Raw genomic sequence first — 16,274 nt, 5'->3', positions numbered from 1 at the left:
TTGTGAGTATTCAAGGGAGAAAATAAAGAATTTTGCATCAAACTTATACTATGAAAAAACTCAATGCTTTATTCTTCCTTTTAGCAGTCAATTTTTTTTACGCACAGGTAATTTCCGGAACTGTAATTTCCATAAATGAAAATCAGCCGGTTCCTTATGTGAAGATAGGAATAGAAAAGGAGAACGCCGGTACCGTTTCTGATGAGAAAGGAAATTTTGCTATTGATCTTTCGGGGTTTGATCCATCAAGAAAACTAAAAATAGAGGTTCCCGGCTATGAACCTTATGCTGAAACTGTACAGAATTTCAGAAAAAACGATAGGCAGCAGGTGTTTTTAAAAGAAAAAGTTAAAAACATAAAAGAAGTCAACATTAAAGTTAAAAAGCTGGTTGATAAAAACTGGGGCGTCAATACGAAAACAAAAAGTGTTTTGTATTCCGTGAATCCCCGGTTCAAAAAAGAAGATTTTCTTGGTGAAACAGCGTTAGAATTTAATGCCAGCAAAAGATCCAAGATCAAAAATATCAACCTGAATATCGCCAGCTATACTTCAGATAAGCCTGTGCTGATGAGATACAGCCTTTATACAGAGAAAAACGGTTTTCCCGACCAAAATATTCTGGATGAAGAAATCACAGTGGAGCTTACGGAAGATATGATTAAAGACGGAACCTATACACTGGATGTAAATGATCATAATATCTGGGTGCAGGGAAAATTCTTTATCGGAATTCAGTTTTTAAAAGAATTTGACGGCAAGGTAAATATTAGCGCGGCACTGTTCCGAACAGGATTTATAAGAAAATTTTATGGGGACTGGCAGAAAATGACCCTCGCCGCACCAGCTATTAACATCGATGTAAAAGTGGATAAAAGTGCAAAAAATATCAAAGATGAAACAGCTGCTTCCGGAGATGACCTTGAAGGGCTGATTTCAGATGTTTCCCGATATAATATGGAATCTAAGAACTCTGTGTACGGAAAAAATGGAACTTCGGGAAACTATCTTCAATTAAAAGATACTAAGCTTTATTACGAGGTTTACGGTGAAGGTGAGCCGCTTTTTCTTCTTCATGGAAATTCAGGAAGCATTCAGGATTTTTACCAGCAGATTCCGGTTCTTTCCAAACAATTTAAATTGATTGTTGCAGATACCAGAGGCCAGGGTAAGAGTATCGATACTTCTGAAAGAGATTTTACTTATACTCAATTCGCAGAAGATATAAAAGTGGTTGCAGACAAGCTGGGATTCCACAAAATTAATATTGCAGGATGGAGCGACGGTGGAATCACAGGATTGGAATTTGCTTTAAAATATCCGGAAACTCTTAACAAATTAATTGCGATCGGGGCCAATACTTTTCCTGAAGGTGTCGATGAAAGACTTATTTCCCATATGAAAAATCAGCTTCTGGTGCTGAATATAGAGAATAAGCCTGGAAAATTCAACGAACGCAGACTGGTAGAGATCATGTTGAATGAGCCTCATATCAGCAAAAAAGATCTGGCAAAAATACAAAGTCCGGTTCTGGTGATTGCAGGTGACAGAGATGTAATCAGGCAGGATCATACCGAAATGATAGCCAGTCAAATTCCCAATGCCCAGCTTAAGATCTATAAAAATGCGACCCACATGATTCCTTTCGAAAATGCAGATGAGCTGAATGCAGATATTTTAAAGTTTCTGGAAAAATAATCTTAGGATGGAAGAGGGAAGCTGAAAGATATTGCAGACGGTTGATTTCTCTCAATTATTTTAAGAAAAGCGACTCTTTCGGGATTAAGGAATTCCGGGCTCCTTCTTCCATTTCAATTAATCCAGTGTGAGTCTTTTTAACGACCAGGTGCTTCCATTGTAAATATCGAGATCTACTTTGGTGTTAATCCCGTGAACGATGCCATTTTCCGTAAACTGCCAGAAATCCCAATGATCATTAGGAGTAGGAGAGGGCACATCATTATAGTTCGCCAGCCAGAGCGGATAATCATCAAATTCTCCTTTCAGGAAATCTTTATAGTAATGATAATAGGTATAGATGATTGGTTTTTCACCATAAGTTTCCTCTATGATCTTGCACCATACTTTCAGGTCTTCTATCAGCTTTTTGTTCGTTTTTCTTTTCGGAATCTTTTCAATATCTAAAATAGGGGGAAGATCACCACTTTCCAGCTTTACATTGGCTAAAAAATTATTGGCCTGGATCACGGGATCCTCATCGGCTCTGTAAAAATGATAGGCTCCACGAATCAGATTATGCTTCTGGGCTTTCACCCAGAATTCATCAAAATGTTTGTCGGCATTTCGGTTTCCCATCGTAGCACGCATAACTACAAATTCCAGTGGAATTGTTTTGTTGCCAATGCTCAGGCTGTCCCATTTGATATCTTCCCTGTTCTGATAATGAGAAACATCAAAACCATAGGTTTTGTCGAGGTTAGCGGTAAGGATCTTCTGAATTCTTGCTGCTTCCACTTCATTGTTGCGCAGTTTTTTATGTCTGAATTTATTGAAGTACAGCGCATAGTAATAACTGACAGACTGTTTCAGGTAGAATCCTGTTCCTATTAAAGCAAGAATTAAAACAGCCAATATCACTTTTCTCCGGAAAAAATAATTCTTCCGACGGTTCTCATGCACTTTTTTGGCCGTCTTTTTGGTGTACTTTTTAGGTGTCATAAAGTTTTGCAAAACTAACTTATTTCACTACTAAATGCTAAATAAAATCAGTAAATTTGTGTATTATGGAAACACGCGAAAAGATCATCATCATAGGAGGGGGCTTTGCGGGACTGCAGCTTGCTAAAACACTGAACAACAGAAACAAAAAAGTAATTGTTCTGGACCGGGTGAATCATCATATGTTTCAGCCGCTTTTTTATCAGGTTGCATGCGGAAGGATAGAACCATCCAATATTTCTTTCCCTTTCCGGAAGATTTTTCAGCAATCCAGAAACACACAGTTTCGCCTTACCGAAGTTAAGGAGATTGATCCTGCCAACAATAAAGTGATCACGGATGAGGCTGAATTTACCTATGATAAGCTGGTGATCGCTACAGGATGCAAAACCAATTTCTTTGGAAACAAGGATATGGAATCGAGGGCTTTCGGGATGAAAAATACCCAGGAAGCGATAAGCATCAGGAATCATGTGCTGATGACCTTTGAAAAACTCATCCTTGAAAAAAGCAGAAGTGATGACGGTAACTGGAATATCGTTATTGTAGGAAGCGGACCTACCGGTGTAGAGTTAGCGGGAGCTTTTGCCGAGATGAAAAAAGAAATTCTTCCCAGAGATTATCCATACATGAATTTTGATCAGCTTAAGATTATCCTGGTAAGCTCTACAGAAAAGCCGCTTGCTGTAATGAGCAGTGAGGCACAGGAAAAATCTGAAAAATATCTTAAGGATCTCGGCGTTACATTTCTAAGCGGTGAAGTTGTTACAGATTATGATGGTAATAAGGTATACACAAAAAGCGGAAAAGATATCCCGTCCAATAATGTGATCTGGGCAGCGGGTGTTACAGGAAATGTGGTAGGCGGTTTTCCGGAAGAAAAATTAGTGAAAAACAGGTATATAGTAGATCGGTTTAATAAAATAAAAGGTTACGACAATATTTATGCAGTCGGGGATATTTCCTATATGGAAACACCAAAATATCCGAAGGGACATCCTCAGGTCGCAAACGTAGCCATTAATCAAGCAAAAAATTTAGGTAGAAACTTACTGAAGAAGAACCAAAATGATTGGGTGGAGTATGAATATAAGGATAAAGGCTCGCTTGCAACCATTGGAAAACACAGGGCTGTAGTAGATCTTCCGTTTATGAAGTTTCAGGGATTCCTGGCCTGGTATTTCTGGATGTTCCTTCACCTCATGCTCATCCTGAGCGTAAGAAATAAGATTGCAATCTTTTTCAACTGGATGTGGAGCTACTTCAATAAAGATTCTTCTTTAAGATTAATTATTTCACCTAATAAGAAAAACGATACATTACAATGAGAATTGATATAATAAGCGTGCTTCCCGAATTAATGGAAAGTCCGTTTCAGACTTCTATTTTAAGGAGGGCAATGGATAAAGGTTTGGTAGAAGTTCATTTCCATCATCTGAGGGATTGGGCCATCAATAAGCACAGACAGATTGACGATGAACCCTATGGAGGCGGAGCAGGAATGGTAATGATGATAGAACCGCTGGATAAATGTATTTCTGAACTTAAATCCCAGAGAGAATATGATGAAGTAATTTATCTTACGCCGGACGGTATCACTTTAAACCAGAAAATTGCAAACACCCTTTCTATAAAAAATAATCTGATCTTTCTTTGTGGCCACTACAAAGGCATTGATCAGAGGGTTCGTGACCTTCATATCACCAAAGAAATTTCAATTGGCGATTATGTACTTACTGGAGGTGAGCTGGCAGCATGTGTTCTTGCGGATTCCATTATAAGACTGGTTCCCGGAGTATTGAATGATGAGCAGAGTGCTCTTACAGACAGTTTTCAGGATGACCTTCTTTCGCCGCCTATTTATACAAGACCAGAGGTTTATAAAGGATTAGAGGTGCCGAAGGTGTTACTAAGCGGGAATTTTGCCCAGATAGAAGAATGGCGCCATGAGGAAGCTGTAAGGATCACACAGGAAAAACGTCCTGACCTGCTCTAAAAAAAATAACACAAAAACTGTTAAAAAAAAACATTTTTTTTTCATGCTTCTGAAATTTTACTTGTAAAATTAAATAAAAATTACCACAATATTGAAATTTGTTAAAATTATTCATCAAATTTCACAAATATTATATTTTTTTTCCTGTTAATTAGATAATTGTATGCTATTTTGATTTTATTTTTTGTGTTAATAGTTTTAAATGCTTGATAATTTGACTTTATAATAGTGTTTTTATTGATGATTTTCATTAAATATTTTATATTGCTTGCATAATATTAAGATGAAAATAGTATAAATAAATTAATGAAATTTGAAAAAAAATAATAAATTTACAACGGAAAAGAAATTGATAATTTTAAGATAGCAAATTTTGCAGATGGAGATGTTCTCTTTTTATAATGTTGAAAATTTATTTTTACCCGACCCGAAACCTCTTCACAGGTTAGACCCTACAAAATCGGGCTTGAGAGGTTGGGATGAAAAAAGATATAGAAATAAGCTTTTTAAAATTTCACACGTTTTTCAGTTAATGAAGGAGGAAAATGGTGCTCTCCCATTTTTAATTGGACTTTCTGAAGTTTCCGGAAGGAAAGTTTTAGAAGATCTGGTGGAAATGGAACCTTTTAATTCAGAATATGGAATTGTACATTACAATTCTATGGATGAGAGAAAGGTAGATGTAGCCATGTTATACCATAAAGACAAAGTAGAGATCATAGACTCAGAAACTATTACCTTCTTCTTTGAAATTATAAATAGAAAAAACACAGAGAATTACGACACAACCAGAGACGTACTGTTTTCTAAAATTAAGTATAAAGAAACTGTTATTAATGTTTTTATCGCCCACCTTCCCTCTAAGCGAGAAAAAGATATTAATAAGCCCAAAAGAGACTTTATTCTTAATGAGATCCATAACCGGATTCTGAAAATTGTAGGTAACGAAAAAGAACATGTAATATTGTGTGGTGATTTTAACGAAAACCCTGATGATGAAAATTTAGTAAAAATTCTCTACGACAACAAGCATGAGAAGGTCCTGGTAAACCCTTTTCAAGAATTGTTTAATACAAGAAATTATTCTACTTTTCATTATAAGTCTGGACTGTTGTATGATCAGATCATCATGTCAAAATCACTTTTTGATAATGATGTTTTGAACTTTCAGAGTGCCCATATTTTTAATTCTGAAAAAATAAGCAGCCAGGTGAAAAATTTTGAAGGACGTCCCTTCCGAACCTATGCCGGTACCCGGTATTTGGGCGGATACAGCGACCACTTCCCGGTTTTTGTAAAGTTTGGAGAAACAAAAACATAAATAATAAGTAGAAAATGAAAAATTCAAGTAACACAAGTTATCATTTAGACTCGATTGACAAGGAAATCATTTACATGCTGATGGATAATGCTAAAACATCCTTAGCCCACATTTCAAAAAATGTTGGAATTTCCACAACAGCTGTACATCAGAGAATTAAAAAACTCGAGCATGCGGGAGTTATTGAAAACTCCATTTCGTTTCTTAATCCTAAAAAAATTGGATATAAAGTAATTTCGTATATCGGAATGTTTCTGGACCAGCCCAGCCACTATCCTGAGGTTGTAAAATCTCTGAAAGAAGTGAATGAGGTAGTGGAAGCGCATTATACAACAGGAAATTACACCATATTCCTAAAAGTTCTTTGTAAAGACAATGACCATCTTATGCAGATTCTGAACAAACTTCAGAAGCTGAAAGGGGTGACAAGAACAGAAACTTTCATATCTTTGGAACAAGGTATTTACAGACAACTGAAAGTATAAAGATTATGAAGATTGCCCAATATTTGGATTCAACCTATTTGAAAACACCTGAACAGTCAGGCATTTCAAACGAAGAAACATTACAGATAGATAAAGAGCTTGCTCAGGAAGCCATAGACCATGGTATTTTTGCAGTAATGATCCGTCCGGATTATGTAGCCGATATCAAAAAGTATATTCAGGAGAGACATTCGGATGTTGTGGTAGGAACCGTAATAGGTTTTCATGAAGGAACCTATACTGTGGATGAGAAACTTGCTGAAGCGTCAAAAGCAATTGAAGACGGAGCAGATGAACTCGATTTTGTTATTAATTATAATGTTTATCTCAAAGGAGATCTTGCCCTGGTAAAAGACGAGTTCGTAAAATGTACAACACTTGCTCTGCAGAATCAGAAGATCGCAAAATGGATCATTGAAATTGCGGCATTAACGGATGCACAGATTGCGGATATCACTAAAAATATCTCAGACTGGTCGGTAGAAAACTTCTCTGAAAATGATCTGCCGAACATTTTTGTGAAATCTTCTACGGGCTTTTACCAGACAGAAGACGGAAAACCCAACGGAGCAACGTTTGAAGGCATAAAAATCATGCTGGATAACGCTGGGAAGCTTCCTGTAAAAGCAGCCGGAGGAGTGAGAACTCCCGAAGATGCCGAGAAAATGATCAGCATGGGAGTGAAAAGAATAGGAACCTCTTCAGCTTTGAATTTAATAAAAAACGAATCTTCATCAGGAGGATATTAAGACATAAAAAAAAACCATCAATCTGATGGTTTTTTTATTTTATACCTGTGCCTGATATTCTTCGTAGAACTGCTGCGTTTCTTTAATCAAAGCATCCATTTCCTCCAAAGTAAATACCTCAAGGAATTTTTTCCTGAATTCTTTGAAATGAGGAACACCACGGAAATAATTGCTGTAATGCTGTCTCATTTCAATAAGACCCAATTTTTCACCTTTCCATTCCGCACTCCATTCCGCGTGCTGGCGGACAGCAAGTAAACGATCTGCAATAACAGGTTCCGGAAGATGCTCTCCGGTTTTGAAAAAATGTTTGATCTCATTAAAAATCCATGGATATCCAATCGCTGCACGACCGATCATAATCCCGTCGCATGCATATTTTTGTTTGTATTCCAGAGCTTTTTCCGGAGAATCAATATCGCCGTTTCCGAAAATAGGAATCTCAATATTAGGATTTTGTTTTATTCTGGAAATATGTTCCCAGTCCGCTTCGCCCTTGTACATCTGTGCACGGGTTCTGGCATGTATCGTTAAAGCTTTGATGCCGGTTTCCTGTAAACGTTCGGCTACTTCATCTATATTGATGCTGGTGCTGTCCCATCCCAGACGGGTTTTAACCGTTACCGGCAGATGAGTAGAGCTTACAACAGCTTTGGTAAGACGTACCATAAGATCAATATCCTTAAGAACACCTGCTCCCGCTCCTTTACAGACTACTTTTTTTACAGGGCATCCGAAATTAATATCCACGAGATCAGGGTTTACCGTCTCTACAATCCTTGCAGACATTGCCATTGCCTCTTCATCGCCGCCGAAGATCTGAATACCAACCGGTCTTTCATAATCGAAAATATCCAGCTTCTTGCGGCTCTTCATCGCATCACGAATTAAGCCTTCAGAAGAAATGAATTCAGAATACATCAGATCTGCCCCGTGCATCTTGCACAGGCGTCTGAATGGAGGATCACTTACATCTTCCATCGGAGCCAGCAAAAGCGGAAATTCCGGCAGTTCTATATTGCCTATTTTTACCATGCGGCAAATTTACGAAATTATAAACATTTGGAAATATGATAATATCTATGACTGTAAATGTTGAGTATCTATTTGAAAAAAATTGAGCTGAATAGTGAATTTTGCGTGGCAAGTGAGTGGTGGATGGTAGAATCGAGAATCGAGAATCAAGAGTCAAGAGCCAAGGCCAAGATTTTAGACACTAGATATGAGACACCAGATCTCAGATGTTAGACGTCAGACTATGATTTTTTGGATTTAAAATATTATTAAGGTTGTGAATTGTGAATTTTTTTAGGCAAATGAGTGGGTGAATAGTGGCATATAGATGACAGATATCAGACGAATGGTTTTAGTAAATTTGATAAATGGCAACAAAAAACAGCCAACTGTAATCGGTAATTAACTTCATTCAATCTCTCATACCCCAAACTTTCCAACTCAATTAAAAACTTGCCTTCACCTGCATACTTCCGATGTGAATGGTTCTGTCTCCCGAATTTCTTCCCTCATAATTTAAATTGAGCTGAAGGAAAGAGTTGATCGCCTGCTGAATGAAGACACTCCATACCTGGTTTTTGCCGGGTTTAAGGCCGTCCAGCATCTGGTTTCCGACAATACTGAAATTGTTTCCGGTAAAATCATTATTAATAAAAGAGAAATTTCCCCTTATTGAAGTTTTTCTGCGTTCCCACTGAATGGTTCCTGTAACGTCAAAAGCTTTAAGGAGCTCTTCACCGTCTATTCTTTTTTTCTGACGGTAAGCAGAAGAAAGTTCCGCCTGGATAGCATCTGTAAATTTATAGGTAGCCTTCGGTTTTGTTTCAATATTATTCAAACGGTAATCCCTTGTGGCAAATAACTGAGATGAGTTTTTAAGATCATGGATTGAATTTTCCCAATCGACTCTGAATTCCTTATTAAACCAATATCCTATATTGATAAAATGAGAAACCTGCTCACGCTCTTCATTACTGAAATTGGCATTGATGAGGTTATCATTGGTAATAAAACGGTAGTTCCCGTTCCAGCCGGATTTCTCAGTTGGATTAAACTGGACAGAGGCCAGAATATTCTGATTTTTTAAGATCTGATCACTGTTCTTTTCAAAAGGATTCAGTACCAGAACCTTATCTTTTTTGTAGAAAGAGTTTTGTGAGTTCAGTGAAACATTAAAATTCCAGCGTTTTAAAAATGCATTTTCAGAATTGAAGACAATCGACGGATTAACGAATAATGCCAACTGGATCTTGTTTTTATTGGAAGGAATATAGCGCACGGAATTGGTATAAATCCTGATATACTGTGCTAAGTCAGAATATTCAGCAATTTCAAATTCATCGAGCTGCTGGATGCCGTCTCCGTTATAATCGGTCCATTTGTAAACACCCTGGCCATCTGTTACCTTAAGATACTGGAATTCTCTCTGTGCTTCCTGTCCGTTTCCAAGTTCATAAAATGCCTGCAGACGCATCCCGTTTCTGAACAATTGCTGATTATACAGAATGTTTCCGACCACGAAATCATTATTTCGGGTCATGTCTGCATCATCATTCTGATAAAAGAATTTTCTATAATGTATCAAAGCATTTAAAGTGGTTCTTTCGGTTTTGATAAGCTGGCTTTCCGCCATGATTCCCAGGATATTATTCATACTCTCCAGCCTGTTGTTTCGTACAGAGTCATTATCTCTCATGTATACTTTGGCAAGGAGCTTTGTGCGTGTACTGTCACCGATCTTTTTCTGAACAAAGATCTCTTTCCAGCTGAAACTGGTAACATCCATGAGCTGCGTATCATTATACTTCTTTTCATTATGTTCCATGCTTCCTCCAACAGCCCAGCTTCCTTTTTTGCCGGTAAATTCTGTAGAAACTCCACCCCGGATGAATTTAGTATCCTGTAGGGTAGCATTTGTATTAAGGTATGACAGATTTCCTTTTGTAAAGAACTTTCCGCTGATCCAGCTCAGATCAAGATCATTTTTTATCCCTTTGTAGGTATCCTGTTCATCCAGGTAGTTTACACGGTAATTCAGAGTAGATTTATTGTTCCATTTATTTAAAAAGCTGAATATAAATCTGTTTTGAGTCCTCTGGCTGAATTCCTGTACTAAGTTAAAATCTCTTGAGAATTCCACATCATTGATACGGTCTAAAATATGGAATTGCTTATCAATATATTGATATTCAAAGCTCGGAGTTCCTTTCCAGTTGTTTTTTGTAAAACTTTTATTTCCGAAAATACGCCATGCATATCCAATGTTTTGAGCAGCATCTTTTGAAGAAAATAAATTCAGGTCATAGTTGCTCAGTGAAAAATCAGCGCCAATTTTTCCCTCTTTTAAAAGATATTCGGAATTTACTGAATAAACCTGAGATTTCTGAGGAGAAGGAAGCTTTCTTACCGCTTTATAATCCCCCATATTATTCCCGACATACTCAAAAACACGGCCGTTATTCGTGGTCTGCGTAATTTTGTAATCACCCTGATTAATACCAAAGTAAGTAAAGGAAACCTGGTAAAGTGTTTCATTCTGATCTGTCGAAAATTCGTAGAAATTTCCGGCCGGATTTAAACGATACAGGATTTTATTAACATCATATGGAGTAACTACGCCTGATGGGGCATACATCATATTGGGATCATTACCGGCATCGGCAAGGATTTGTTCATCTTCCTTGGAAAGATTTAAAGAAAGGGGAGCATTTTTGTTGTCATTTTCCATGAACCAGTTGAGTCCTACTTTGAACTTTTCTCTCTGATGTTCTACTTTTCCGGTAAATAAATATCGGGAATAATTCCTGTTCGTATAGTTATAGGAAATAGTGATAAAGTTCTGCTGGAAAATCGGACGGAAACTGGTAAAGGTAACCTCTCCGGTATTATAATTAATGACGTAATCCTGGTTTTCTCCACGCTTCATTAAAATACCATCAATAAATACCTGCTCAGAGCCGGAAATAAGGGTAATAAACTGCTCGCCATTCTTCCCGGTTAAACGGTAAGGACCCTGGTTGCCTTCCACACCCTGGAAACGAACCCTGTGAAATTCACTTCGGGCAACGCCCATAGAAACATCAACAAAAGTTTTGTTATCCTTTCCGAATTCAGTCTGAAACTCAAGCCCCATACTTCGTCTCTGGAATTTTGCAAAATAATTTTTGGATTCCACAAGATCAAGATGTCCTGCTCTGAGGATGGATTTATCCTTAATGTTCAGCTGCATATAAATCTTGTCAAACTCTTCCAGAGTTTGTGTATAACCATCAGCCTGAATAGGAAGGTTATGGTCCGAAATACTCGCTAAAATAGTTACATCCTTGGAAAGTCTTCCGGAAATCTGAAGGTCCATAGAACTCTGTACAGACTGTCCCTGGTTATTACCGAATGTGATTCCACGGATGATAGAACCTTTAGAGTTCAGCTCTCCTAAAAATCTTTTTTTGTCGTTTTTAACAAGTACCGCTTCATCTACGATTATTTTGTTGTTGGTTTTAACAAAATCTAAAGTGTCTTTTGCAAAAATATCCTGTTCAAAACGGGCTGCAAGGATGCTGTCTTTTTTAATGCTGTCTTCCGGAATATTCGGATTTTTCCACGAAAATATTTGTGCATGGGCCGAAAATATGCCCATGAAAAACAAACCGATCAGAAGAAAAAGATTACGCAAGCCTTTCAAAATAGTTCGTAAAAATAACTAAAAAATGTTAATGGAAATGGGTTAATCATTATTAACAGAAATTTAATCTAATTTATTGTAAATCCCTGAAAATTACAGGTGATTTTATTATGTAGATTATTAATAATCAAATTCTGCAATCATTAATTTTTTATTCATTTGTTCAATCTATATTAATTACCGAAAATGTAACTTCAAATGTAATAGATCTTTGACAAGAGATTTATTTATAACAGGAAATGTAATGTTAGTAAGGTTTCCCGAAAGATTGTTAAAAAAGTAACTTTAATTAATTGTTAATTATATGATGTCACTTTTATATAGTGATGGTTTTTTGTACTTTTATCTCATAAAATTTAAAAACTTTTTATAATGAAAAAAATCTTTACTATTTTGGGATTAATCTCAGCAGCAGCATCTATGAACGCTCAAATTGTGATTAATGAAATTTATGGAGCTGGTGGAGGCAGCAACGCAGCTATATTGTATAAATATGATTTTGTAGAATTAAAAAATATAGGTTCTGCTCCAGTTACCTTAACAGGTGCTTATTTACAGTACGCTTCCGCTACAGGGACCTTCAATGGAGGAAACAGTAACCATGCTTTGCCAAATATAACTTTAGCTCCGGGACAAACTTATCTATTACAGGAAGGAAGTGTAGGAAGTGCAGGAGGAGATTTGCCAACACCTGATGCTACGGGAACAATTAATTTATCTGGAAGCGCGGGGAAAATTGCTTTAACTACTAATAGTACAGCGCCAACATCTCCAACAGCCTCAAATGTAATTGATTACCTAGGGTATGGCAGTACTGCAAATGCTTTTGAAGGAACAGCTGCTGCTCCGGCACCATCAAATACAACTTCAATTGCAAGAGTAGCAGGAGATACTAACAATAATGCTACGGATTTTGTAGCAGTAGCTCCAACTCCTCAGAATTCAACTTCAGGAACACTGGCTGTTTCTGATATCAAAAACGCAAAAGCTGGAAACTTTGTAAAAAACACTTTCGTGAAAAGTGATGAGATTACTTTCGGAGCTGATGTGAAAAATGTAAAAGTTTACAATATGTTCGGACAGGTTGTTAAATCTGCTTCTGTAAAAGAAAATAGTAGTGTAAACGTTGCTGAACTGGCAAAAGGAAACTATATCGTTACAGGAACAATCAATAATGAGCCGGTATCTCAGAAGATTTTAAAAGACTAATTTTTAGTTTCTTTATTAATATAAGCTCCGGCCATTTCGTAGAAATGGCCGGAGTTTTTTATCATCATATTCGATCTGGAATTTTATTTACTCTTTAAAGATAAATATTGTATATTTTTTTGAATATTTTAATTTTTGTGGTACTGTATTTGATGTATACGAATAGAGAAAAGAAAAAATTCATTTAAGGAACACTTTAGATGAAATTTAATCCGAAAAGCAAAAGTTAGTTTTCAATATAACATGTTAAAAGAAGCAGCTGTTTTTACAGTTGCTTTTTTCTTTTAATACCATCCCCTTCTCGCTGCATTGATAACGGCACCGAGATTTAGTACTAAAGTATATCTGATGCGTTTTGCGTAATCCTTGAAAGAAGGTTCAAAGCCTAAAGACGACTGTATCGGAAAATATATTTCAAGGAAATCCGGGATAAGCTTTACTTTAATACCACTGTCCCAGATAAACTCTGCTGGGCGGTTTTTATTTTTATAGATTCCTGCATCCGCATACACATGAAATATCTTCCAAACACTGGAATCTACATTAAACGAAGTAATCCACTGATTAACAGATCCCGGGATAAAGGATTTAAAACCTCCGTCAGCCAGGATAAACTGTTGTGACAGAAGGCCGCTGTTAGCACTTTCTCCCAACAGATTGTAAGAGAAAGAATAGTTTGAAACCCTTGATATTCCATAGTTGAATGTATTATTTCGGGTCTCATTTCTTATAAAATAACCGGCAAACAACCTGACACTCAACTTTTGCTTCGGAGCAAATTCCCATCTGTAAAATCCTTCCGCAGTTATTTTATTGAAGTCCTCCATACCCTGAGTGCTTAAGCTTAAGCTTTTTTCATGGATCATCTGGCTGTCGCTATACCCATAGCCTGCACTCCAGAGATTATACTTGTCATAATCCTTATTAGCGATCATTTTAGGACTGAGGTCTCTCTCCAAATAATTGTAAGAAAATCCTAAGCTTCTGCTTACTGTACTTCGTGGATTTTTCCTGAAGTTGAAATTGGAAAAGATCGAACCTTTCCTGTAAGCCAGTCCGTAGTCATAATGGAAATAAGAACCTGATACTCCAAAAGTAATACTTCTGAAAATACTTTCAGCCGGAAGGAAAGAGTAGGAGATAGCGCCTGATCCGGTCAGTTTTCCGGTTCCCGTACTGTAAGTAGGTGTAAATGAATACAGGAACTTCTGATCGAAGAAAGACTGGTTTTTTAAGTTGACCCCCAGAAGAAATTTATCATACGTATTATTAAAACGCACTCTTGGGCTGACGTATATTTCGTTATATTCAGGATTTGGAATATCCTTAATAAGTTTAAATTTTATTTTTTTTGTATTCGAAAACAGACCTTTTGCATATAAAAAATTGTCCCGGTATTTGGATTCCGGAAAAATATAATCTGAGTTTAGAGTTACTTTGTGGATATCTTCAGAAACAGGCAACGCAAAATTGGTGACTCTTTCGTTTTCTTTTGTTTCTATCCAATAGGATTTCACCTCACCTTCGCTGGTCTGTGTCTCAAGCCGTACAGGAATAGAAGAGTCCGTATTTTTACCAATTTTAATATTTAAAGAATCATCTTCCTTCTTAATATTCTTCAGTTTGAAGTTAACTCTGTTCTTTTGCTTTAAAAAATTGGTGAGATATCCTGATGTTTTGTCTTTTTCAGTGAGTTCTTTAAGAAATTCCTCCGGCGCAATTTTCTTGTCTGTATTTTTGGAAATATACTCTTTCAGAATACTATTGAACTGATCATACCCCATTTTTTCGGCAGTATAATTAAAAAGGCTTCCCGTTTCAAAACTGCTGACCGCCATATCATTAAAATTACTCAAAACCGTGAAGTTCTCGCTGATTTTCTGGTCGAGATTCTGGGACATGATGTATTGATAAGCCAGTCCGTAACGGTCGATCAATTTTACTTTAGAAGCATGGAATAGCTTTAATGGTTTTACTCCAAAAATACGGGTCTCCGGCAAATTACCCAATAACCTGGTGTCTTTATAGAACTTTTGAAGATACTGGATTTCAAGATAAGATTTCAAACCGTTTTTGAACCAGTGATCCTTCTGTTTATCTGCAATAATGCTTTCGTCAAGTATTTTTTTTGCAATAATCCCGAAATAATCAAGATCTGTTTTTTCAGATTCGGTGAACAGCTGAAATCTGAATTTCCAGAAAGAGATATCATTATTCCCGAAAAAATCCTCCAAAGCTCTGAACTTATCCGAAATAAAAATATTTTTTGGAAGAAAACCTATTTTCTCTTTAATGAATTTCAAATGCAAAGGCAGATAAAATTCAAGATTCTGTTTTTCTTCCGGTTTCAGATTATAGCCGAACTTGATCTCAGTATCAGCGCCATCCACATTTACTTTTATAGAAGGAAGCCCGCTCTGCGAGATTACAAATTCAGGATCAGAATCAAGGTAACCCTTGAATGCATTCATCTGGATCTGTGGCAGGTTACTTTCTATAAAACTGTTAGGAGGGAGGTCAAAATTGACGGTCCAGAAAGTATTGAAGCTTACCGATTCCTCAATATCGTGATAGTTTCTTTTGGAAATATTGTCCGGATCAAAATGATCCGGAACAATAAAGAAATATTTTAATGCAGTGACTTTATCTGAAGTACCGTAACCTGTAAATTTCTTGTCAGGTAGGTGCATGCTGTACTGAAGCTGTAATTTGATGCTTTCTCCGGGCTTCAAAGCCTCTTTCAGAGGAAGAAAAAGATTCTCATCCGATGTGGAATTTACTGAAACAGGCTGTGCTGAATTTTTAATTTGCAGATCCAGAAGTGTACCCAGTTGATCATTTTTTGCAAAATGAAGATCACTGTTCCTGTCTTCCAGTTTCCTGTATACCAGCGATGTTCCTTTTTTGTTATAAGCAGAAACCCAATTGAGAAGCTTTACCGACTGCAGGTCTTTATCAGTATGATTGTAATACACAATTTCCTGGTTGACGTCCAGTGTTTTTCTGTCGGCAGATAATTTAGCTTCAATATATATGCTGTCTTTTTGCCCGGAAACCTGTACAATTCCCCAAAACAAAACAAGGCAAGTCGTAATCTTTTTCAAAATCCTGTGATAAAGCCCAAATATAAACTTATTTTG

General features: G+C 36.8%; 11 protein-coding genes. 7 read left to right on the top strand and 4 right to left on the bottom strand.

Annotated elements, in window-relative coordinates:
* Positions 1 to 50: 50 nt before the first annotated feature.
* Complete coding sequence (locus AC4IFE_RS17730) at positions 51 to 1,697, top strand: alpha/beta fold hydrolase (RefSeq protein WP_490758468.1); 1,647 nt, start codon at positions 51 to 53, stop codon at positions 1,695 to 1,697.
* 117 nt (positions 1,698 to 1,814) lie between these two features.
* Here AC4IFE_RS17730 and AC4IFE_RS17725 read toward each other — a convergent pair whose 3' ends face one another.
* The gene (locus tag AC4IFE_RS17725) at positions 1,815 to 2,678 is read right to left on the bottom strand and encodes a glycoside hydrolase family 25 protein (RefSeq protein ID WP_490758467.1); all 864 of its coding nucleotides are present in this window, start codon (positions 2,676 to 2,678) and stop codon (positions 1,815 to 1,817) included.
* 65 nt (positions 2,679 to 2,743) lie between these two features.
* Here AC4IFE_RS17725 and AC4IFE_RS17720 point away from each other — a divergent pair, with 65 nt between their 5' ends.
* From AC4IFE_RS17720 to deoC, 5 genes are all read left to right on the top strand, one after another.
* The gene (locus tag AC4IFE_RS17720; RefSeq protein WP_490758466.1) at positions 2,744 to 4,006 is read left to right on the top strand and encodes an NAD(P)/FAD-dependent oxidoreductase; all 1,263 of its coding nucleotides are present in this window, start codon (positions 2,744 to 2,746) and stop codon (positions 4,004 to 4,006) included.
* Positions 4,003 to 4,674: a tRNA (guanosine(37)-N1)-methyltransferase TrmD gene (gene trmD, locus AC4IFE_RS17715; protein ID WP_490758465.1), complete on the top strand. Its 672-nt coding sequence runs from the start codon at positions 4,003 to 4,005 to the stop codon at positions 4,672 to 4,674. Before AC4IFE_RS17720 ends, trmD begins: the two co-directional genes overlap by 4 nt.
* A 379-nt stretch (positions 4,675 to 5,053) precedes the next feature.
* Positions 5,054 to 5,995, top strand: coding sequence for an endonuclease/exonuclease/phosphatase family protein (locus AC4IFE_RS17710; RefSeq protein WP_490758464.1), 942 nt, complete (start codon positions 5,054 to 5,056; stop codon positions 5,993 to 5,995).
* Between the two features lie 14 nt (positions 5,996 to 6,009).
* Complete coding sequence (locus tag AC4IFE_RS17705; protein WP_116012708.1) at positions 6,010 to 6,480, top strand: Lrp/AsnC ligand binding domain-containing protein; 471 nt, start codon at positions 6,010 to 6,012, stop codon at positions 6,478 to 6,480.
* A 2-nt stretch (positions 6,481 to 6,482) separates the two neighbouring features.
* Positions 6,483 to 7,229 carry a deoxyribose-phosphate aldolase gene (deoC, locus tag AC4IFE_RS17700; RefSeq protein ID WP_490758495.1) on the top strand — a complete coding sequence of 249 codons (747 nt, stop codon included), beginning with the start codon at positions 6,483 to 6,485 and terminating at the stop codon, positions 7,227 to 7,229.
* A gap of 39 nt (positions 7,230 to 7,268) precedes the next feature.
* On the opposite strand, the gene dusB is transcribed toward deoC, so the two are convergent.
* A complete protein-coding gene (dusB, locus tag AC4IFE_RS17695) occupies positions 7,269 to 8,264 on the bottom strand; it encodes a tRNA dihydrouridine synthase DusB (RefSeq protein WP_426046382.1) in 996 nt (331 codons plus the stop codon).
* 424 nt (positions 8,265 to 8,688) lie between these two features.
* On the bottom strand, positions 8,689 to 11,880 hold the full coding sequence (locus AC4IFE_RS17690) for a DUF8818 domain-containing protein (RefSeq protein WP_490758463.1): 3,192 nt from the start codon (positions 11,878 to 11,880) through the stop codon (positions 8,689 to 8,691).
* A 417-nt stretch (positions 11,881 to 12,297) separates the two neighbouring features.
* Here AC4IFE_RS17690 and AC4IFE_RS17685 point away from each other — a divergent pair, with 417 nt between their 5' ends.
* Positions 12,298 to 13,134: a lamin tail domain-containing protein gene (locus tag AC4IFE_RS17685; RefSeq protein WP_490758462.1), complete on the top strand. Its 837-nt coding sequence runs from the start codon at positions 12,298 to 12,300 to the stop codon at positions 13,132 to 13,134.
* A gap of 284 nt (positions 13,135 to 13,418) precedes the next feature.
* On the opposite strand, the gene AC4IFE_RS17680 is transcribed toward AC4IFE_RS17685, so the two are convergent.
* Positions 13,419 to 16,238 carry an aminopeptidase gene (locus AC4IFE_RS17680; protein ID WP_490758461.1) on the bottom strand — a complete coding sequence of 940 codons (2,820 nt, stop codon included), beginning with the start codon at positions 16,236 to 16,238 and terminating at the stop codon, positions 13,419 to 13,421.
* Positions 16,239 to 16,274 lie beyond the last annotated feature (36 nt).

The sequence above is a fragment of the Chryseobacterium sp. UF-81 genome (genome assembly GCF_058245105.1).
Note: the sequence above shows the minus strand (reverse complement) of the source record. Positions and strands in the feature narration are given on the sequence as shown.

Bases quoted from the DNA above. Each gene is read 5' to 3' on its own strand.
- trmD (WP_490758465.1), top strand. From the start codon at position 4,003: ATGAGAATTGATATAATAAGCGTGCTTCCCGAATTAATGGAAAGTCCG.
- AC4IFE_RS17725 (WP_490758467.1), bottom strand. From the start codon at position 2,678: ATGACACCTAAAAAGTACACCAAAAAGACGGCCAAAAAAGTGCATGAG.
- AC4IFE_RS17720 (WP_490758466.1), top strand. From the start codon at position 2,744: ATGGAAACACGCGAAAAGATCATCATCATAGGAGGGGGCTTTGCGGGA.
- AC4IFE_RS17730 (WP_490758468.1), top strand. From the start codon at position 51: ATGAAAAAACTCAATGCTTTATTCTTCCTTTTAGCAGTCAATTTTTTT.
- AC4IFE_RS17705 (WP_116012708.1), top strand. From the start codon at position 6,010: ATGAAAAATTCAAGTAACACAAGTTATCATTTAGACTCGATTGACAAG.
- dusB (WP_426046382.1), bottom strand. From the start codon at position 8,264: ATGGTAAAAATAGGCAATATAGAACTGCCGGAATTTCCGCTTTTGCTG.
- AC4IFE_RS17685 (WP_490758462.1), top strand. From the start codon at position 12,298: ATGAAAAAAATCTTTACTATTTTGGGATTAATCTCAGCAGCAGCATCT.
- AC4IFE_RS17710 (WP_490758464.1), top strand. From the start codon at position 5,054: ATGGAGATGTTCTCTTTTTATAATGTTGAAAATTTATTTTTACCCGAC.
- AC4IFE_RS17690 (WP_490758463.1), bottom strand. From the start codon at position 11,880: ATGGGCATATTTTCGGCCCATGCACAAATATTTTCGTGGAAAAATCCG.